The sequence below is a fragment of the Aeromonas sp. A04 genome, assembly GCF_047780465.1.
GTDB lineage: Bacteria > Pseudomonadota > Gammaproteobacteria > Enterobacterales > Aeromonadaceae > Aeromonas > Aeromonas bestiarum.
The window spans coordinates 1,084,585-1,104,814 of sequence record NZ_JBLNHP010000001.1; the positions used below are offsets into that span (position 1 = coordinate 1,084,585).

General features: G+C 60.1%; 20 protein-coding genes. All 20 read right to left on the reverse strand.

Going from position 1 to position 20,230, the window contains the following annotated elements:
* Positions 1-2: 2 nt before the first annotated feature.
* The 20 genes from ACM3N8_RS04885 to fliH all read right to left on the reverse strand — a co-directional run bounded on the left by ACM3N8_RS04885 (position 3) and on the right by fliH (position 20,200).
* Complete coding sequence (locus tag ACM3N8_RS04885; RefSeq protein ID WP_043555984.1) at positions 3-1,118, reverse strand: protein-glutamate methylesterase/protein-glutamine glutaminase; 1,116 nt, start codon at positions 1,116-1,118, stop codon at positions 3-5.
* Between the two features lie 32 nt (positions 1,119-1,150).
* Positions 1,151-3,319: a chemotaxis protein CheA gene (locus ACM3N8_RS04890; RefSeq protein WP_290017199.1), complete on the reverse strand. Its 2,169-nt coding sequence runs from the start codon at positions 3,317-3,319 to the stop codon at positions 1,151-1,153.
* Positions 3,320-3,330: 11 nt separating this feature from the next.
* Complete coding sequence (locus tag ACM3N8_RS04895) at positions 3,331-4,071, reverse strand: protein phosphatase CheZ (protein WP_043134698.1); 741 nt, start codon at positions 4,069-4,071, stop codon at positions 3,331-3,333.
* 12 nt (positions 4,072-4,083) lie between these two features.
* Positions 4,084-4,467, reverse strand: a complete 384-nt coding sequence (gene cheY / locus ACM3N8_RS04900; RefSeq protein ID WP_010634617.1) for a chemotaxis response regulator CheY — start codon at positions 4,465-4,467, stop codon at positions 4,084-4,086.
* Positions 4,468-4,578: 111 nt separating this feature from the next.
* Complete coding sequence (locus ACM3N8_RS04905; RefSeq protein ID WP_043134697.1) at positions 4,579-5,298, reverse strand: RNA polymerase sigma factor FliA; 720 nt, start codon at positions 5,296-5,298, stop codon at positions 4,579-4,581.
* Positions 5,291-6,166 carry a MinD/ParA family protein gene (locus tag ACM3N8_RS04910; RefSeq protein ID WP_042872011.1) on the reverse strand — a complete coding sequence of 292 codons (876 nt, stop codon included), beginning with the start codon at positions 6,164-6,166 and terminating at the stop codon, positions 5,291-5,293. Before ACM3N8_RS04910 ends, ACM3N8_RS04905 begins: the two co-directional genes overlap by 8 nt.
* Position 6,167: 1 nt before the next feature.
* Positions 6,168-7,586: a flagellar biosynthesis protein FlhF gene (gene flhF, locus ACM3N8_RS04915; protein WP_290017200.1), complete on the reverse strand. Its 1,419-nt coding sequence runs from the start codon at positions 7,584-7,586 to the stop codon at positions 6,168-6,170.
* A gap of 16 nt (positions 7,587-7,602) precedes the next feature.
* Complete coding sequence (gene flhA / locus ACM3N8_RS04920; protein WP_098984605.1) at positions 7,603-9,705, reverse strand: flagellar biosynthesis protein FlhA; 2,103 nt, start codon at positions 9,703-9,705, stop codon at positions 7,603-7,605.
* Positions 9,706-9,812: 107 nt separating this feature from the next.
* Positions 9,813-10,943, reverse strand: a complete 1,131-nt coding sequence (flhB, locus tag ACM3N8_RS04925) for a flagellar biosynthesis protein FlhB (RefSeq protein ID WP_098985195.1) — start codon at positions 10,941-10,943, stop codon at positions 9,813-9,815.
* An 86-nt stretch (positions 10,944-11,029) separates the two neighbouring features.
* The gene (fliR, locus tag ACM3N8_RS04930) at positions 11,030-11,827 is read right to left on the reverse strand and encodes a flagellar biosynthetic protein FliR (RefSeq protein ID WP_098984606.1); all 798 of its coding nucleotides are present in this window, start codon (positions 11,825-11,827) and stop codon (positions 11,030-11,032) included.
* A 79-nt stretch (positions 11,828-11,906) separates the two neighbouring features.
* Positions 11,907-12,176 carry a flagellar biosynthesis protein FliQ gene (gene fliQ, locus ACM3N8_RS04935; protein ID WP_098984607.1) on the reverse strand — a complete coding sequence of 90 codons (270 nt, stop codon included), beginning with the start codon at positions 12,174-12,176 and terminating at the stop codon, positions 11,907-11,909.
* A 27-nt stretch (positions 12,177-12,203) separates the two neighbouring features.
* Positions 12,204-12,983 (reverse strand): flagellar type III secretion system pore protein FliP, encoded by a 780-nt coding sequence (gene fliP, locus ACM3N8_RS04940; protein WP_098984608.1) that lies wholly within the window; start codon positions 12,981-12,983, stop codon positions 12,204-12,206.
* Complete coding sequence (fliO, locus tag ACM3N8_RS04945) at positions 12,970-13,353, reverse strand: flagellar biosynthetic protein FliO (protein WP_290017202.1); 384 nt, start codon at positions 13,351-13,353, stop codon at positions 12,970-12,972. Before fliO ends, fliP begins: the two co-directional genes overlap by 14 nt.
* Positions 13,354-13,414: 61 nt before the next feature.
* Positions 13,415-13,807, reverse strand: coding sequence for a flagellar motor switch protein FliN (gene fliN, locus ACM3N8_RS04950; protein ID WP_017412373.1), 393 nt, complete (start codon positions 13,805-13,807; stop codon positions 13,415-13,417).
* A 51-nt stretch (positions 13,808-13,858) separates the two neighbouring features.
* Positions 13,859-14,929 carry a flagellar motor switch protein FliM gene (gene fliM / locus ACM3N8_RS04955; protein WP_043134689.1) on the reverse strand — a complete coding sequence of 357 codons (1,071 nt, stop codon included), beginning with the start codon at positions 14,927-14,929 and terminating at the stop codon, positions 13,859-13,861.
* A 9-nt stretch (positions 14,930-14,938) separates the two neighbouring features.
* Complete coding sequence (gene fliL / locus ACM3N8_RS04960) at positions 14,939-15,457, reverse strand: flagellar basal body-associated protein FliL (RefSeq protein ID WP_043134688.1); 519 nt, start codon at positions 15,455-15,457, stop codon at positions 14,939-14,941.
* 57 nt (positions 15,458-15,514) lie between these two features.
* Positions 15,515-17,449 (reverse strand): flagellar hook-length control protein FliK, encoded by a 1,935-nt coding sequence (locus ACM3N8_RS04965; RefSeq protein WP_290017203.1) that lies wholly within the window; start codon positions 17,447-17,449, stop codon positions 15,515-15,517.
* Between the two features lie 92 nt (positions 17,450-17,541).
* Complete coding sequence (gene fliJ / locus ACM3N8_RS04970; protein ID WP_042871992.1) at positions 17,542-17,982, reverse strand: flagellar export protein FliJ; 441 nt, start codon at positions 17,980-17,982, stop codon at positions 17,542-17,544.
* A gap of 26 nt (positions 17,983-18,008) precedes the next feature.
* Positions 18,009-19,340, reverse strand: coding sequence for a flagellar protein export ATPase FliI (gene fliI, locus ACM3N8_RS04975; protein ID WP_043134686.1), 1,332 nt, complete (start codon positions 19,338-19,340; stop codon positions 18,009-18,011).
* A 71-nt stretch (positions 19,341-19,411) separates the two neighbouring features.
* Entirely contained in the window at positions 19,412-20,200 is a 789-nt protein-coding gene (fliH, locus tag ACM3N8_RS04980) for a flagellar assembly protein FliH (protein ID WP_290017204.1), read from the reverse strand.
* Between the last annotated feature and the right edge of the window lie 30 nt (positions 20,201-20,230).

Consider the following 20,230-nt stretch of genomic DNA (forward strand, 5'->3'; position numbering starts at 1 on the left):
CTTTAGCGACCCAGCTCAACCAGAATACGTTGTGCTACCCGGTCCAGCGGCAGTGACTCAGTGGCGATGCCCGCCTTGGCGACAGCTTGCGGCATACCGTATACGACGCAAGAGGCTTCATCCTGGGCCCAGATGGTGGAGCCCTGCTCCTTGAGCAGACGCGCACCATCCCGACCATCCGCCCCCATGCCGGTCAATACGATGGCAAGCACCTTGTCGGCATAGGTTTTGGCTGCCGATGCGAAGGTGATATCCACGCACGGCTTGTAGTTGACCTTGTCATTGCCATCGACGATCCGGATGCGGGCACCGACTCCGCGCCCTTCCAGCAACATCTGTTTGCCACCTGGTGCCAGATAGGCGTGACCGGGTTTGAGTACATCACCATCCTCCGCTTCCTTGACTCCGATCTGGCACAGACCGTTGAGACGAGCGGCAAACGCGGCGGTAAAGGTTGCCGGCATGTGCTGGATCAGCAGAATGGGATGAGGGAAATCGCCCGGTAGTTTGGTCAGCACATTTTGCAGGGCCACAGGGCCACCGGTAGAGGTGCCGATAGCCACCAGCTGGTAGGTTTTCCCGCTGCGTTTAAACGCGGCAACCGGTACGACCCGTTGTGGCTCGACCTGACGATCGCCGGGACGTGACAACGAGCCGCCCAGTGGGCTGCGAGCGGCCGGTTCAGGGGCTTTTGGCCTGGCGGGCGCGGCCATCAGGAAGCGCTTGCGCGATATCTCCTTGACCCGCTGTTGCAACAAGCGAACGGCTTCGTCCTTGTCACGGGCTATGTCTTCGAACTTCTTGGGCAGGAAGTCGAGAGCGCCCGCATCCAGGGCATCGAGGGTGGCCTTGGCCCCTTCATGGGTCAGGGAGGAGAACATCAGGATCGGAGTGGGACACTTGGCCATGATCTCGCGCACGGCGCTGATGCCATCCATCACGGGCATCTCTATGTCCATGGTGATCACATCCGGCCGCAGAGCCAGCGCTTTGTCTACCGCTTCCCGTCCATTCTGGGCCGTATCGATCACCGTCAGCATAGGATCCTGATTGATGATCTCACTGACCCGGCGGCGGAAGAAGCTCGAGTCGTCGACAACTAATACCTTGACTGCCATTGTTATTTTTCTAACTCCTTGGGCCTGAGCTATCAATGTCTACGCGCATATGCTTTGAGCAGACTCGGCACATCCAGAATGAGTGCAATACCACCATCGCTGGTGATGGTGGCCCCGGCCATGCCAGGGGTTCCTTGCAGCAGGTTGTCCAGCGGCTTGATCACCACCTCTTCCTGGCCAATCAGATTATCCACGACAAAGCCTATCTGCTGAGTGCCAATCTGCACTATGACCACATGGCCCGTATCCTGCCGTGACTTCTTGTTTGTCCCTTTTACCAGCCACTTGTGCAGGTAGAAGAGCGGGATGGCCTTGTCGCGCACTATGATGGTGAGCTGACCGTCCACCATGTTGGCCTTCTTGAGGTCCAGATGGAAAATCTCGTTCACACACCCCAGCGGCAAGGCAAATGTCTGCTCGCCCACTTCCACCATCAGCGTTGGCAAGATGGCCAGGGTCAAGGGCACCTTGATCTCGAGGCGAGTGCCCTTACCCCAGGTAGAGTCGATATGCACAGAGCCATTGAGGCTCACTATGCTGGTCTTCACCACATCCATGCCGACACCGCGACCGGAGATATCGGAAATCTCGGACTTGGTCGAGAAACCGGGAGCAAAAATCAGGTTATAGGCATCGCTGTCGCTCATGCGCGCCGCCGTGTCTGCATCCAATACGCCACGATTGATGGCGATGGACTTGAGCTTCTCCGGATCCATGCCGGCGCCATCGTCTTCGATACAAAGCAGAATGTGGTCACCCTGCTGGGAAGCGCTCAGGGTAATGGTGCCCTGCCGCGGCTTGCCTGCTTTTTCCCGCACATCCGGCATCTCGACACCGTGGTCACAGGAGTTGCGCACCAGGTGAACCAGCGGATCGGCCAGGGCCTCGACCAGGTTCTTGTCCAGATCTGTCTCTTCCCCGACCATCACCAGCTCAATATCTTTCTTGAGGGTGCGGGCCAGATCGCGCACGACCCGGGGGAAGCGGCCGAATACTTTCTTGATGGGCTGCATGCGCGTCTTCATCACGGCGCCTTGCAGATCTGCGGTCACCACATCCAGATTGGCAACCGCTTTTGACATGTCTTCATCGTTGCTGGCGATCCCCAGGCTCACCAGACGATTCCGTACCAGCACCAATTCCCCCACCATGTTCATGATGACGTCCAGCGTCTTGGTATCCACCCGCACAGTGGTATCGCTTTGCACCGCATTCTCTGCTGGTGCAGCGGCTTGCTTGACGGGGGTTGGTGCCGGTTTGGCGGCAGCAACAGGCGCGGCTGCCGGTTTGGGTGCAGGAGCAGGCGTTGGCTTGGCAACGGGGGCCGGCGCCACAGGGGCTGCTGGCACCGGCGTGGCGACTGTAGAAGCAACAGGGGGCGTGATGCTGGTTTTTGGCCCTTGACCACGACCATGCAACTCATCGAGCAGGCGCTCGAACTCATCATCATCGATCAGTTCATCGACTTCTTTTTGTACCGACTTCAACGGATTGGTCTCAGGTGCGCCGCTATGCTGACCCTGACCATGCAACTGGTCGAGCAAGGCTTCAAACTCGTCGTCTGTGATATCCCCCGTACCTGTCAGCACTGGGCTCGCAACCGGAGTCGGGGCTCCGCCGACGCCATGCAGTTCATCGAGCAAGCGCTCGAACTCATCGGCCGAGATCTCATCGATGGAGCCGCCACCATTGACGGCAACGGGTTCGGCAACCGCTTCAGGCTCAGAAGCCGCGATCACCTCGTCAGCAGATGCCGCAGCCTCAGCGGGCGCACTATTGCCCGCCGAGGCGGTCAACAACTGCTCCTCGCCTTCTGGTTTGCAGAGCTCATGCAGGTCATGCAGAATTTCAGCGGAGGCTGGGCTAGGCGGTTCGCGATTTTGCACCTGGGCAAACATCACATTGATGGCATCCAGCGCCTGCAAAATGACATCCATCAATTCGGCCGTGACGGTTCGCTTGCCATTGCGCAAGATATCGAACACGTTTTCGGCACCGTGACAAACGTCTACCAACTCACCCAGAGAGAGAAAACCGGCACCGCCTTTGACGGTATGGAAGCCGCGAAATATGGCATTCAACAGATTCTTGTCATCGGGTCGCTTTTCCAAGTCGACCAGTTGTTCGGACAACTGTTCCAATATTTCGGATGCTTCGACCAAAAAGTCTTGCAGTATGTCTTCATCAACTTCGAAGGCCATGCGTCACTCCATTAAAATCCCAGGCTAGACAGCAGATCGTCCACATCATCCTGACCATTGACCACATCGGAACGAGTCTCAGGGTTCATGATGGGGCCTTCAGCTTCAATCCCGCTTACAGGAAGGCTGCGAGATGAATGCTCAACAGATGCCTCACCAAACATAGTCAGCATTTCTATTAATTTAGTTTCAACTTCCTGAACCAACTTGATGACCTTGCGGATCATCTGGCCGGTCAAATCCTGAAAATCTTGCGCCATCAGGATCTCTGTCAGCAGTTGCCGTAATTTATCGGCATCAGATTCAGAAGCCTTAATAAAATCATCCAGTTGGTGACACAAAGACTTAAATTGCCCGACATTCATCTCCCTGCTCATCAGGGCATTCCAGTTGGGCATAACCAGCTGAATGTTGTCATTGAGCCGGTCGGCAATCGGCAAACTGGCCTCCACCGCATCCATGGTGCGGTTGGCTGCCTTGTCTGTCATGTCGATGACGTAGCTGAGACGTTCCCGGGCATCGGGAATTTCATGGGTTGCCAGGTCGGGGATCCGGGAATCCAGCCGGAAATCTTGTAAGGAGCTGTGCAGTTGTCGGGTCAGCTGACCCACTTTGTCAAACAGAGCAGCCGCATTGGGAGCACATGCATCTGCGATGATAGTATCGGCCTGTTCAAATTCGCCTTGCTCAAGATGGGCAACAAGCATCCTTGCCTGATCGAGCGAAATCATTGCACTCGTTTTGGCCTTCATCCCTGCTGCTCCTTAGCCGATTCGTTCAAAGATTTTGTCGAGTTTCTCTTTGAGCGTTGCAGCGGTGAAAGGCTTGACGATATAGCCATTGACGCCCGCCTGGGCGGCTTCAATGATCTGTTCGCGCTTGGCTTCGGCCGTTACCATCAGTACCGGCAAATGCTTGAGCTTGTCATCGACACGAATAGCCTTGAGCAAGTCAATGCCTTGCATACCGGGCATGTTCCAGTCGGTGACGACAAACTGAAAATCACCATTTTTCAACATTGGCAAGGCCGTGTTGCCATCATCTGCTTCGTGGGTATTGTTAAATCCCAGGTCACGCAGCAAGTTCTTGATAATCCGGCGCATCGTTGAAAAATCGTCAACAATGAGGATTTTCATGTTCTTGTCCAAAATTCCCTCCTAAATAGCCGCCATAGCGGCTCACTTACATGATGCAGATCGCAGGTTTTGTTTTGCGGATTATGCCTTAGAGTTTTGTTTCAGTGTAGCCAGTACAAACACTTATACATGCCAATCTCTTAAACGAGCGCGTAATCTGTGCATGGCCTGACTGTGTATCTGGCTCACGCGAGACTCGCTGACATTCAATACCTCGCCTATTTCACGCAAGTTCAGTTCTTCATCGTAGTAAAGGGAGAGGACCAGCGCTTCCCGTTCCGGCAGACGGCCTATGTGTTCGGCCAGGGCGCCTTGAAAACGCTCGGCCGCCAGCTCGTCAAACCCGCTGTTGCCTGCGGCATCGTCGGGATGGCCTATCACATCCTCGCTGACCCCCAGATCCTCGATACCGATGATCTTGCCGCAGGAGACATCCTGCAGCATGGCGTGATACTCGCCGAGGCTGACCCCCATCTGGGCGGCTACCTCGGTATCACGGGCATCACGACCGTGCGCTTGTTCAACATTTTCGATGGCTTCGGCGATGGAGCGGCTGTTGCGGTGCACCGAGCGTGGCACCCAGTCCCCCCGCCGTATCTCGTCGAGCATGGAGCCGCGGATGCGGATCCCGGCATAGGTTTCAAAGCTGGCGCCCTTGCTGCCGTCAAAGTTGCGGGAAGCTTCGAGCAGCCCAATCATACCTGCCTGGATCAGGTCATCCAGCAAGACACTGCTTGGCAGGCGAGCCAACAAATGCTGGGCAATCCGTTTCACCAGCGGAGCATGACGCTCGACCAGCACATAGGAATCCTGATGACGCAAGTACGCTTGGGCTTTATTCACGGGAACCTTCCTGTGCTATGACCGGCCTTTGCAGCAAATTTTCCAGGAAAAATTCGAGATGACCGCCGGGTTGGTTAGGAATGGGCCAGCTTGCCGCCTTGTTGGCGAGGGCGCGAAACGCCAGTGCCGCAGGCGACTTGGGGAAGGCTTCGACAATCAGCTTCTGCTTGCGCACGGCGGCGCGCAGGTTGGTGTCGTAAGGTACGCACGCCACCAGCTCCAGCGAGGTATCCAGAAAGCGGTCCGTGACCCGGGTCAGCTTGGCGTAGAGCTCCTGCCCCTCGCGCAGGCTGCGCACCATGTTGGCCACCACCTTGAAGCGAAACACGCCGTGATCCTTGGAGAGGATCTTGATCAGCGCGTAGGCATCCGTGATGGAGGTCGGCTCATCGCACACCACTATCATGATGTCCTGAGCGGCACGGGTGAAGCTCAGCACCATGTCGGAGATCCCCGCCGCCGTATCCACCAGCAGTATGTCGACCTGGGTCTTCATCTCACTGAAGGCGCGGATCAGTTCGGCATGCTGCACCGGAGAGAGCTCGACCATGGACTGGGTGCCCGATGTGGCCGGCACTATCATCATGCCGTACGGGCCCTCGACTATGATGTCGTCTATGGTGCACTCGCCAGCCAGGACATGGGAGAGGTTGCGGTGTACCCGCAGCCCCAGCATGACGTCAACGTTAGCAAGGCCAAGGTCGGCGTCCAGCACCATCACCCGTTTGCCTTGTGCGGCCATGGCACCAGCCACGTTCAGGGTCACGTTGGTCTTGCCCACACCACCCTTGCCACCGGAAACGGCGATCACTTTTACTCGATTGTTTTGACGCATTTTGCGCAGACCACTCGCCTGATCCATATACATGTTACTCATAAAACTCCGAATCTTCGGCCTCGCCAAAGCCTGCACCCCAGAAATAGGGTTCTTCTGTTTCCCGCTCCAGCGAGCCCATGGCAGCTCCGACGAGCTGCGCCGCATTGGCAACTTGAATATCTTCCGGAACCCTTTGTCCATCAGTGATATAGCTGATGGGCAGTGCATTCTGGATACACACGTTAATCACTTCGCCCAGATTCAGACTCTCATCCAATTTGGTAAGTATGCAGCCGCTTAATGGAATACGCCGGAAATGGTCTACCGCCTCCTGCATCACCCGACGCTGGGAAGTGGCGGACATCACCAGGTAGCTGCGGATGCGTACCTTGGCATTCTTGACCAGGGTATCGAGCTGCTCGGTCAGACGGATATCCCGCTGCCCCACCCCGGCGGTATCGATCAGTACCAGCCGACGATGGCGGAACTGATAGAGCGCAGTGGCCAGCTCCTCGGCATCCCTCACCTGCCGTACCGGGCAGCCCATGATGCGACCATAGGTCTGCAACTGCTCATGGGCGCCGATCCGGTAGTTGTCCGTGGTGATAAGCGCCACCTGCTCGGCGCCATACTTCATGGCAAACCGCGCCGCCAGCTTGGCGATGGTGGTGGTCTTGCCCACCCCGGTCGGTCCGAGCAGGGCAACCGCCCCACCCTGACGTAAAATATCGTCTTCACTGATCTTGAGCTGGGCGGTCAGCACCTCGGCCAGCTGGGCTATGGCCTGATGGATGGACATGTCCTCGGGGATGAGGCCAGCCAGCTGATCGGCAAACGCATCGTCAAAGCCTATCTTCTTGAGCTCCTTGATGAGCAGGGCACGCATCGGCTCGCGACGTTCCACCTCCTGCCACATCAGCCCGGAGATCTGGTGCTCCAGCAACTTGCGGATGCTGGCCATCTCCTTGCGCATCCCTTCCATCTCGGGATCCCGCTGTGCGGGTTGGGAAGCGCGGCCGGGAGCAGCCGCCCTGGCCTTCGGCTTGGCGGGCTCGGGAGCCGCTCCCCACTGGCCCTGTTCGGCCAGCGTGCGGGGAGCTGAACCGGCGGCGGCAATGGGTGCCGCCCCCTTGAGACCGGCCGGATTGGCCGGGTTCAACTTCTGCTGGCGCGCCAGCAGGGCGGCCAGGGTATCGGCATAGTGTTCGTTCTGTTCCTGGGCCTGGGTGGGCGCAGGACGGGTCATCTGCCGTCCGGCAGACGAGATATTGACGCTCTCATCGTTCAACTGACGGCGAACCGGCGCATCTTTGGGTCCCGGGACCTGGGATTGATAATCGACAGCGGCGACTATCTCCACCCCACCAGTGACCTTCTTGTTGGACATGATGACGGCGTCGGGCCCGAGAGTCTCCTTGACCTCGGCCAGAGCCGTTCGCATGTCCTTGGCAAAAAACCGCTTAATCTTCACCCGTCATCTCCGCTAACTAGTTCTGTCCTACCGCACTGACGATGCGGATTTGCTTGTCATCAGGCACTTCCTGATAAGACAGAACGCGTAATCCAGGAATGGCATTCTTGACAAATTTCGCCAGGGTATTGCGCAGTATCCCTGATGTCAGAAGCACGGCCGGTTGGCCTTCCAGTTCTTGTCGTTGAGTGGCTTCCACCAGCGAGCGTTGCATCCGCTCCGCCAGGCCCGGCTCTATGCCGGCGCCATCACCACCCCCTGCCTGCAGGGATTGATGCAATATACGTTCCAATTCTGGTGCCAAGGTGATCACCGGCAGCTCTGGATCCGGGCCGGCAATCTCCTGCACTATCAGGCGACGCAGGGCGATACGGCAGGCTGCCGTCAGCACTTCCGGATCCGGACTGCGCGGGGCGTATTCCACCAGGGTCTGCAGGATAGTGCGCATATCGCGGATTGGCACGCCTTCATTGAGCAAATTCTGCAATACCTTCACCAGGTTACCCATGCTGATGACTTCAGGAACCAGTCCTTCCACCAGCTTGTTCTGATGCTTCCCTATCATGTCGAGCAGCTGTTGCACCTCGTCATGGCCCAGCAGCAGGGCCGCATGGTTGGAGAGGATCTGGCTCAGATGAGTGGCCACCACTGTGGCGGTATCCACCACCGTATAGCCGAGGGTCTGGGCCTGGGAGACCTGCTCCTTGGCGACCCACACGGCTTCCAGCCCGAAGGCGGGATCCCGGGTGGCGATACCCTGGATCTGGCCGAACACCTGACCCGGATTGATGGCCATTTCCTTATCATGGTAAACATTGGCCTCGCCGGTACTGACTCCCATCAAGGTGATGCGATATTGGTTGGGCGCGAGATCCAGGTTGTCGCGAATGTGCACGGCCGGCACCAGAAAGCCCAGCTCCTGGGAGAGTTTCTTGCGCACCCCCTTGATCCGGTTGAGCAGCTCCCCGCCCTGATTGCGATCCACCAGCGGGATGAGCTGATAGCCCACCTCCAGCCCTATGATGTCCACCGGCATCACGTCGTCCCAGCTCAGCTCTTTCTGCTCATGGGGTTGGTCGGTCGTGGCGGGCATCAGTTCGCCCTTGGCAGCCTTGGCAGCGGCCCGCTTCTCGCGGCGCAGCAGCCACCAGGCACCGGCAGCCGAGAGAATCCCCAGGCTCAGGAAGGCAAAGTGCGGCATGCCGGGTACCAGCCCCATCATCAGCAGTATGCCGGCCGAGATGATCAGCGCCTTGGGGTTGTCAAACAACTGACCCAGCACGGCCGTGCCCATGTCCTGATCCGTGTTCTGCCGGGTCACTATGATGGCCGCGGCAATGGAGAGCAGCAGGGAGGGGATCTGGGCCACCAGACCGTCACCTATGGCCAGCAGGGTATAGATCTGGGCTGACTCACTGAAGGTCAGCTGGTGCTGCATCATGCCGATGATGAAGCCACCTATGATGTTGATGAAGAGGATCATGATGCCGGCGACGGCATCACCCTTCACGAATTTGGAGGCACCGTCCATGGAGCCGTAGAAGTCGGCTTCCTGGGTCACGTCCAGGCGGCGCTTCTTCGCCTCTTCCTGGTTGATAAGCCCGGCGTTCAAATCGGCATCTATGGCCATCTGTTTGCCTGGCATGGCATCCAGAGTAAAGCGGGCGCTCACCTCGGCGATCCGCCCGGCACCCTTGGTGATCACCACGAAGTTGATGATCATCAGGATCGTAAAGACGATGATGCCGACGGCATAGTTGCCGCCGATCACCACGTTGCCGAACGCCTCGATCACATGGCCGGCCGCCGCACTGCCGTTGTGGCCTTCCAGCAAGACCACCCGGGTTGACGCCACGTTGAGCGCCAGACGCAGCAAGGTGGCGAGCAGCAAGACGGTTGGAAAGGCGGCAAATTCCAGCGGCCGTCGGGTATAGACGGCAACCAGCAGCACCACTATGGAGAGCGCGATATTGAAGGAGAAGAGTACATCCAGCATCAGCGGCGGTATGGGCAACACGACCATACCCAGAGACGCCAGCACCAGCAGCGGTGTCCCCACCCCCTTGGTCAGCAATCCCCTGTGCTCTTTCAATCGGCCCAATGATGCCTGGAATTTCATCTTTTTTCTCAATCTCAAACCGCTGGTGCAAGATTAAAGCAAACATCAAGCCAACAATTCAATGCATTGATTTTAAATGATTTTATTTTGACTGTGTCAGAAGTTTGTCATTTGCGAAATTCAGGCGGAATGGGCAGATCCTTGGCGAGCGGATTGGGGCGCCGGCCACGGCCACGGCGGAACTTCTTGAGCTGATACACATAGGCCAGCACCTGAGCCACTGCGGCAAACAGCCCTTCCGGTATCTCGTGACCTATCTCGGTGGAGTGAAAGATGGCGCGGGTGAGCCCGGGAGAAGGCATGATGGGGATCTCGTACTCCCTTGCTATCTCCCGGATCTTCATCGCGATCTCATCAGTGCCCTTGGCTACGACCTTGGGCGCGGCCCCCGGCTTGGCGGTGTCGTATTTGAGCGCCACCGAGTAGTGGGTCGGGTTGGTGATGACCACGTCAGCCTTGGGCACATCCCCCATCATGCGGCGCATCGCCATCTCCATCTGCAAGCGGCGGATCCGCCCCTTCACCTCGGGCTTGCCCTCGCTGTCCTTGAACTCGTCCTTGACCTCCTGCTTGGTCATCTTGAGCTGGCGCATGTGGTTCCACTGCTGGAACGGCACGTCTATGGCCACTATGGGGATGAGGGCGCAACAGAGGATGATCAGCATCCACAGCAGCAGATCCAGCGCATCTATGATGCCACCCGGGTAGCCCTCGAGGGAGAGGTTGAGCAGGTGGTTGAACTGGCTCGACAGCATCCACCAGGCAAACAGGGTGATGAACACCACCTTGGCGATGGACTTGATCAGCTCGACCAGGGATTGTACCCCGAACATCCTCTTAAGACCATTCAAGGGGCTCAGCTTGCTCCACTTGGGCAGCATGGCCTCGGAGGAGAAGTTCATGCCCCCCATCAGGGTGTTGCCGACGAAGGCAGCGATGGCCACCAGCATGAACAGCAGGCCGAGCGGATGCAGCAGCTCCCTCAACAGGGCGGGCACCATGGCCCCCATGGCATTGGGATCGAAGGCTTGATCCCGATCGAGCGTGAAACCCATGGTGAGGATCTTGACCATGGCGCCGGCCAGACTCTCCTTGACCATCAAGAGACCAAAGACGGCCGCCAGCAGGACGCTGGCGGTACCCAGCTCCTTGGAACGTGCAATCTGCCCTTTTGCCCGGGCCTGTTGCAGTCGTTTGCCCGTGGGTTGTTCGGTACGTTCCTGATCGGTATCAGCCATGCTGCCGACCTCCGACACGCGGGAGCTTGCTCAGTTGTGCTCGCCCCCGGAAGGCATCGAGTCGTTCGCTACCCAGTTGCACGCAATCAGCCATTCTGGCCACCGAAGCACTGGACGTTGATGAGCTCGCAACTGGTCTCCTGCACCCGCTCCCACATGGAGTCGAAGTGGCCGAGGAAGCCGCCTATGGTGAGCCAGAGGATGAGCAGACCGGACATCATGCTGACCGCGAAGCCTATGCTGAAGATGTTGAGCTGGGGCGCCGCCCGCGTCATGACCCCGAACGCAAAGTTGATGAGCAGCAGCGCGACTATGGCCGACAGCGCCATCACCAGCGAGGCCTGGTACATGACCCCCAGGAATCCGACCAGACTGCGGATGGCGGGCAGGGTGAGCCCGGCATCTGAGACCGGCAAGGTATCAAAGCTCAGCACCACCATGCGCAGCATGATGAGGTGGCCATCCACCGCCAGAAACACCAGGGTCGCCAGCATCAGATAGAACTGGCCCACCACGGGGGCCGACTGGCCGTTCATGGGATCCACCAGGGTGGCAAAGCCCAGACTGGTCTGCATGGCGATGACCTGACCGGCCATCACGAAGCTCTCCATCAGAAACTGGGTCATGAGGCCAAGCGCTATGCCGATGAGCAACTGCTGGGCCAACACCAGAAAACTGCCGACGGAGAACAGCTCTATCTTGGGCATGGGAGGCAACAGGGGGGCGATCATGAAGGTCAGCGCCAGCGCCAACCCGATACGGATACGGGCCGGCGTCAGGCGACTGCCAAACACCGCCATCACCATCAACAGGCCGCTCACCCGCGCCAACGGCCAGAGGATGGAAGACAACCACTCCATGATGAGAGCGGTCGTGTAGGTCATCTCACCACCCCGGGGGTGGCGTGAGATGCCGCCATCAGCGGGCCGTCAGGGGACGTCCCAGAGGCTTGCCGGGCATGGCTCATCCCACCACCTCGGGAATCTGGCTCACCATCAGCAGGAAGAAGTCCATCAGACTCTGCAAGCCCCAGTGCGCGCCCGCCCCCAGCGCAAACAGGGTGACGATGAGACGGGGCAGGAAGCTCAGGGTCTGTTCGTTGATGGAGGTGGCGGCCTGAAAGATGGCCACCAGCAGGCCGACGCACAGGCTCGGCAGGATCACGGCGCACACCATGACGGTCACCAGCCAGAGTGCCTCGCGAAAGACGTCGATAAAGGTTTCCGGACTCATGCCATTCGCTCCTTGCGTTTGTCCGCCTTAACCACCGGCACCCAGCCCGAAGCTGTTGGCGAGGGATCCCAGGATCAGGTTCCAGCCATCCACCATGACGAACAGCATCAGCTTGAACGGCAGTGATACCAGCATAGGCGACAGCATCATCATCCCCATGGCCATCAGGATACTGGCCACCACCAGGTCTATCACCAGGAAGGGCAGAAACAGCATGAAACCTATCTGGAAGGCGGTCTTCAGCTCGCTGGTGACGAACGCCGGGATCAACACCCGCAACGGCACCTCGGCGGGCTTGTCCACCTGCACGTTGGCTATCTCCATGAAGGTGTTGAGATCCTTGATCCGGGTCTGGGCCAGCATGAATTGATGGATGGGCAGCTCGGCCTTCTCCAGCGCCTCCTTGGCCTGGATCGTCTCGGCCAGATAGGGCTGCAGCGCCTCGTTGTTGATGCGATCCAGCACGGGCGACATGATGAAGAACGACATGAAAAGCGCAATGCCGACCAACACCTGGTTGGAGGGGCTCTGCTGCAGACCTATAGCCTGGCGCAGTATGCCCAGCACTATGATGATGCGGGTAAACGAGGTCATCATGATGACCATGGCCGGCAAGAAGGAGAGCGCCGTCATCAGCGCCAGCACTTGCAGGGTCAGGCTGTATTCCTGACTGCCGTCCGCCATGGTCTTGATGGTCACAGCCGACATGCCATCCTGGGCCAGTGCCAGCGGTGACAACAGGAGCAGGGATGCCAACAGGCCGACCAGCAGCCCAAGCTGTGACCATAAGCGGTTAGGTTTTTTCATGCTTGCCCATCAATTTGCCAAGCTGCTGGGAAAACGCCTGGGGCTGGCTCTCGTCCAGCGGCTCCTCCAGGCGATAGAGGAAGTTGACCTGCTGCGGCGTCACCCCGATCAGCAGTTGCTGCTCACCCACCTTGACCACCAGCAGCTTCTCCTTGTAACCCACCGGCAGGCTGGCGATGACCCGCATCTGGCCGCCGCCCATGGCGGTGGCTATCTTGCTCTTCTTGAGCAGAAAGCCCAGCACCAGGATGAGGCCTATGACCATCAGACTGGAGAGCAGCCAGGAGGTGAGGCTGGGGGGATTGGCCCCCGCACCGGGATTGGCCAGTGCCGGGAGGGACAACAGCAGTAACGGGAACGTGCGGATCATGTGATTTTGTTGATCCTTTCGGCCTGATTGATGATGAGACCAGTCAACGCAATGATTCTGGTCATTTGAGTTTCTTGATCCTTTCAATCTGACTGATGACATCGGTCAGACGGATACCGAACTTGTCGTTTACCACCACCACCTCGCCGTGGGCGATCAGGGTGCCGTTGACCAGCACGTCCAGCGGCTCGCCCGCCACCCGATCCAGCTCCACCACCGAACCCTGGTTCAGCTGCAGCAGGTTGCGGATGCTGATCTGGCTGCGGCCCACTTCCATGGCGATGGTGACCGGGATGTCGAGTATGGTGTCGAGCTTGCGCCGCTCCTCGGCACTGATGGGGGCGTCATCGGTCAGCTCCTCGAGGGGAGCCGGCTTGGCTTCGGCAATCACCTGCTCTTCCAGGGCGGCTGCCCAGGCGTCCGCCATCAGATCCTCTTCATCAGTTCCGCTCATCTTGCTTCCTTATGCTGCTTCGTGACCGTCTGTCGTGACAGGCAGTCCATGTTATCGCTGTTGATCTTCGATGCTGCGCTCGAGCTCTTCCAGCTCGGCCTCACCATCGATGCGTATGCCGCCCCGGGTCACCAGATGCATCTCTGTCTTGACCCCTTCCGGGCGTTTGAGTTTGTCGGTAATCTTGAGCGCCACATTCTCCTTGGTCCGCCCCATCTTGGCGTGGAAGGTGGGCAAATCTTCCACATAGACCAACAGGTTCTCCGGCATCTCCACCGGTATGATGTCACCGGGTCGCAGCTCCATCAGCTCGCGCAGGGTCAGATCCGTTTCCAGCAGCTTGGCTCTGATCTCGACCTTGACGTCCATGATCTCGTCACGCAGCGCCTTGCTCCAGCGCACGTCCGTATCACCCTTGTCGCTCTGCACACCGGCATCCAGCAGCTCGCGAATCGGCTCCAGCATGGAGTAAGGCATGGCCACGTGGAAATCCCCGCCGCCGCCATCGAGCTCGATGTGGAACGAGCTCACGACGATCACCTCGGTGGGGCTGACGATGTTGGCCATGGCCGGGTTCACCTCGGAGTCGAGGTATTCGAAGCCCACATCCATAACCGGCGCCCAGGCATCCTTGTAATCCTCGAACACCAGCTTGAGCAGCATCTGTATGATGCGCCGCTCGGTGGGGGTGAACTCGCGCCCCTCGATCTTGGCGTGATAGCGGCCATCGCCGCCGAAGAAGTTCTCCACCAGGATAAACACCAGGCGGGCTTCCATGGTGATGAGCGCCGTGCCCTTGAGCGGACGGAAACGCACCATGTTCAGGCTGGTCGGCACGAACAGGGTATGGACGTACTCGCCAAACTTGAGCATCTGCACGCCGTTGATGGAGACCTCGGCGGTGCGGCGCATCATGTTGAACAGGCTGATCCGCATGTGGCGGGCAAAGCGCTCGTTCACCAGCTCCAGGGTCGGCATGCGACCACGGACGATGCGGTCCTGGGAGGAGAAGTCAAACTGGGCGACGCCGGGATCTCCCGCCGCGCCTATCTCTTCCTCTTCGACATCATCGACACCGTGCAAGAGGGCATCAATTTCGTCCTGACTTAACAGATCGCTCACGCATCACCCTTATTGCATTACAAAGCCGGTAAACAGCACTTGTTCGATAACGGGGGAAGAGACCAGGTCATTGAGCACCCGACGGCACTCTTCCAGTGAATCCTTGCGCAGCTTCTCCTTGCCTTCGAAGGTCATCAGCTGCTCGCTGGTAGCGGCACTGAAGACCCGCAGCAGAGTGCCTTCGATCAGGGGGACATTCTGCTTGGCCAGGGTCTCGTCGGCGGCGCCACGCACCATCAGCTGGATCTTGATCTGCACCAGTCGATCCCGCTGGCCACCCGAGACGTTGAACACGAAGGGACGAGGCATGCCCACGTAGAGCGAGGGCTGGGCTGCCTCCTCCTTGGGCTTGGCATCCTTCCCTTCCGCCGAGGCTTCGGCCGCCGGCTTGTCGCCGCCGGACAGCATCAGCCAGGCACCGGCACCACCGCCACCCAGCACAATCACGGCCAGGGCGACTACCATGATCAGCTTCTTTTTCTTGCCTGCCGCCGGGTCTTTCAGCGTCAGTTCGTTATCATCTGCCATCCCTTGTCCACCCTAGTCTCAAACTTGTTCGATATCATAAACTTACTCAGGCTGGCATCAAGCATAGAAATCAATTCCGCTGTCGTTTGTCGATTCCGTCAGCAAACGACTGCCTGCGGCCGTGACCTCTGCCTCAGTTTGGCCTGTTTCGGCAAAAGTTCCGCTCTCTTTTTGACCTTGCTGGCCCTGTCCGGCAAAGGCCGACTGACCCTGTGACTGTTGCTGCGGCTGCTGTTGCACCAGGGTCTGACCGAGCTGGATGCCCTGCCCGGCCAGCATATCACGCAGCCGTGGCATGGCCTGCTCCAGCATTTCGCGGGTCTGGCCATGTTGTACCACGAAGTGCACGTTGGCCTGGTTGTCGGCGCCAATCTGGATCTGGATCTTCATCTTGCCAAGACCAAGGGGGTCGAGCTGGATCTCCGCCTGCTGCAACTTGTCCGCCAGCATCAGGTTCACCTTCTGGTGCAGCTGGGCCGGCGCCTCCGGGTTGGCCAGCTTGAGGTGGGGCAGATTCTGGGGATCGCGCCGCGCCGCTATGTCGACCGTGGGCTTGCTGTCGTTGTTGGCCACCTGGGGCTGGCTGTTCTGCTGCACCTGCTGGCTGTGATGACTGTCGTGGGTGCTGGACTCGGTCCCGAGGGCGCTGCCTTTGCCAAACTCGGCCACCTTCTGCTTCACGTCCACCTTGACCTCGTTCCTGACCTTGGCAGCCTCGCGGCCTTCGCTGGCCTCCATCTGCTTGATCCCGGCCGACAAGGCGCTCAGCGAGGCCTGCGGCCCCTGGGATTCACTGCTGGCCAGCACCTGTTGCGGGGCCGTCAACACGGGTTCGGCTGGCGGCTGGGCAGCCGGCGCCGTGGCGCTGCTGCCAGCGGCGGCCAGCGGACTCTCTGACTTGGCGGCCGTGGTCGCACTGGCCTGGGGCTGCTCGCCCCCCTCGGCAGCGACCCTGGTCTGAACGCCATCCGCCGAGCGGGTCGTATCCGTGTCGGCCCGCTCCTGACCCGCTTCAAACGCCCTGGTGGCGCTCGTCTGGGTGGGCACGGCCGGCTCCATCGTACGCTGGGGATGTGCCTTCTCGGCTCCCTCCTTGCTGCTCATGGGAGGAGTGACGGGTTTGGCGCTGGCATCGATCTCGACGGACTTGTTCCCCTCGCCTTTGGCGGCCTTGTCCACCGCCTCGGTCGGCAACACCTTGCTCAGCAAGGCGGCCCGCTCGGCGCCGGTGAGTTCAGCCTTGCCCGCTTTGTCTGTGCCAGCCGCCCCTTTGTCCTTGCCTGCCTCTTTCAGCTGGGCAGCCATGGCGGCAGCATCGCTCTCCATGGCTTGCGCCTCGCCCTCAGCTGCCGGCACCTCGACCCCTTCCCCCTTGAGCAGGCTGGCGGCCTGTTGTGCCTGCAAGGCGGAGCCGGTTGCGGCTTTTCTGTCATCCAGGCTGAGCGGCTTGTCGCCCGCGCCGACCAGCACATCGGCCGCCTCTGCGTCCTCCCCCGCTTGCGGCAACATATTGCCGTCCGTTTCCACGGCTGGCGCGGTCGCAACCAGGTTGAGGGGCGCGGGGGAGACCAGGCTGGTGTCCTGCTTGAGGGCATCTTGCAGACGCTGCAAGAAATCGATGGGAGAGGCGCTGCTCTCGGCCTCCTCCATTTTTTTCTTTTTATCGTCGCTGGCCGCCGAGCCTTCGGTGGCATTCGCCAAAGATTTGGCATCGGCGTGCTTGTCACTGGCACCTTTGTCACCGGCCACCGGGCCAGTGACGACCTGACCACCGGCCTTCGGCTCGCCCGCAGCCGCCTGAGAAGCCTGAGCGGCCTTGGTCACAGGTGCACCCTCTGCCTGGGCCTTGGCCATCACATCGGAGAAACCGCCTTTCGGCTCACCCTGTGGCGTCGGTTCAGCGCTGTCGGAGGGGGGAGGGATCGGAGCACTCTTGTCGGCAGGCGCAGCAGCCTGAACGGGGGGGGTATTGGTTAGCAGTGTCTGCATCATGATGAAAATCCCTGACGACAATCGGGTTCTGGTGCGGCCCTCACGAACGCGATGGCGGTGAGGCGCACACTGGATGGGCAGAATAAAGCAAGTTACAGGCCAGAATGATGGAAGCGGCGCAGCATGGCGTACTCATCCAGCATCTTCTGCTCCTGACGCTGGGCCTTCTGCTGCTCACGCCCGGCCTGCTTGGCCAGCAGCAGCTCCACCGCCTTGCGCCTCTGCTGAGCGGCCAGCCACTCTTCGCGCCGCAACGCCAGCGCCTGGCGCACCTGCAGCACACCTTCGTACTGCTGGGTGGCCGCCTGCTCAAGCTTGTTGATGAAGGCGTGGTACTGGGCATTCTGCTGGGCCGCGATGCCCTGCAGACCGCGATCTGTCCACTGCTGATGGTAGATCTGGCGGTACTGGTTGAGCGCCTCCTGCTGCTCCATGAAGATTTTCAGATCCTGCTGGGCCTTGGCCAACGCCAGCGCCGCCTGCTGTTCGGCCTCCACCAGCCGCTCGGACAACATCACCAAGCCTTTACTCATGACTGCCTTCCCTTTTCATCATATGGTCAACGCATCAGGGGCATGGCCACCAGTTGCAGGGATTGCAGGCCCTCATCGTAGTGAATGACCTCGCGCATTCCCTGCTGCAAGAACTGATCCAGATAGGGTTTTTGTATTATGGCGCGATCGATGCGGGGATCCGAACCCTGGCTGTAGGCGCCTATGGTGATGAGATCCCGGTTCTGCTGATAGAGGGAGTAGAACTGCTTGAGAGTCCGCGCCAGCTCCATGTGCTGGGGCGACGTGACCATGGGCATGACCCGGCTGATGGATTTTTCGATGTCGATGGCCGGGTAGTGACCCGCATCGGCCAGCTCGCGCGACAGCACTATGTGGCCGTCGAGGATGGCCCGCGCCGCATCGGCGATGGGATCCTGCAGGTCATCCCCCTCGGTCAGCACGGTGAAGAAGGCGGTGATGGAGCCCTGGCCGTCGCTGCCGTTGCCGGCCCGCTCCACCAGCGCCGGTAATTTGGCAAATACCGAGGGCGGATACCCCTTGGTCGCCGGCGGCTCGCCCACCGCCAGCGCGATTTCACGCTGGGCCTGGGCGTAACGGGTCAGCGAATCCATCAAGAGCAGCACGTTGAGCCCCTGATCGCGAAAATACTCGGCGATGGCGAGCGCCGTCTCGCACCCCTTGAGGCGCATCAGGGGCGAGGCATCGGCCGGGGCCGCCACCACCACGGAACGGGCACGCCCCTCCTCCCCCAGAATGTCTTCGATAAACTCTTTCACTTCCCGGCCCCGCTCACCGATGAGGCCCACCACCACCACGTCCGCCACCGAGCCACGGGTCATCATGCCGAGCAGCACAGACTTGCCGACACCCGAGCCGGCGAACAGCCCCATCCGCTGGCCCTGCCCCACGGTCAGCACGGCGTTGATGGCACGCACGCCCACGTCCATCGGTTGATGGATGGGTCGGCGGGAGAGCGGATTGATGCGGTGCTGGGCAAACTGCACCGTCTGGGAGGAGAGAATGGGACCAAGCCCGTCCAGCGGCTGGCCTATGCCGTCTATGACCCGGCCCAGCAGGTTCATGCCGACCGGAATGCCGTGCTCCTCTGTGATGGGCACCACACGGGCACCCGGGATGACCCCCTTGAGCTGCTCGCTCGGCATCAGGAACAGGCGATCGCCGGAGAAACCCACTACTTCGGCCTCCAGCATGCCGTCCTGGGTATCGATGCGACAGAGGGCACCGATGGCGGCGCGGCAACCGATGGCTTCCAGCGTGAGGCCCACCACCCGGGTCAACTTGCCGGCGACGGGCGGCTTGGGTGCGATATCGCGCACCCGATACCCTTGCAACCGAGTGAGTAACGAGCCGCTCATCTGGCCTCCTGAAAGCGATATTGAGATGGGTCATGCCTGCGGCGGGCCGGCTTGCGCCGGCCCGTCGCCGGTTATTCGTGATTGTCTCGCAAGAAGTTGCGCAGCAGCTGGTCGATGCGTCCCGCCAGCGTCAGGTCGATGCTGGAGAGTTCGGTCGCCAGCTGCAAGTCGCCAGGGGAGAGGGTGGGATCGCTCTGCAGCCGCCAGTGACGCTTGGCGCACTCTTCCACCCCGAACGCCTGCTCGACCCGGGTGATGTCATCGGGATGCAGCATCAGGGTGACCCCCTGCTCGGCGGCAGGCAGCAAGGCCAGCCCCTGTTTGAGGGCCTCCAGCAGGATGCGGGGGGACGTCTCTGCTTCGTGCCGTATGAGGGCGCGGGTCAGCTGCAGCACCAGAGCGATGAGTTGCTGCTCCACCGCCTGATCCAGCTCGTTGAGGGGGGTGGCGAGACGATCGACCAGTGACTGCCAGTGGGCCAGTTGCTGATCCACCAGCTCGCGGCCCATGGCCAGCCCCTCCTCCTTGCCCTGTTCCAGTCCGGCGGCATGGCCCTGTTGCAGGCCTTCCAGCTTGCCCTCCTCCAGCCCCTTGGCAAAGCCGGCGGCCTGGCCTTCGGCCATGCCCTCGTCCCAGGCGGCCTGACGGATGGCTTCCAGCTCTTCTGCCGTGATGCTGGGAGTCGGCTCCTCTGCCGGCTCCTCGACCGGCGCCTCTTCCTCCTGCCGATACCAGTCCGGCGTCAGCCCGAGGGCATTGGTCTCGACCTCGGATTCGATCTCCATCTCGGGCCAGCCCCAGGCCTCGACCCGGGCGTCGTCCCCGTCGGGACGTACATAGCCACGCAGCTTGTTGTTCATGCTTTAGAGGCGCTCCTCGCCACCGCCAGC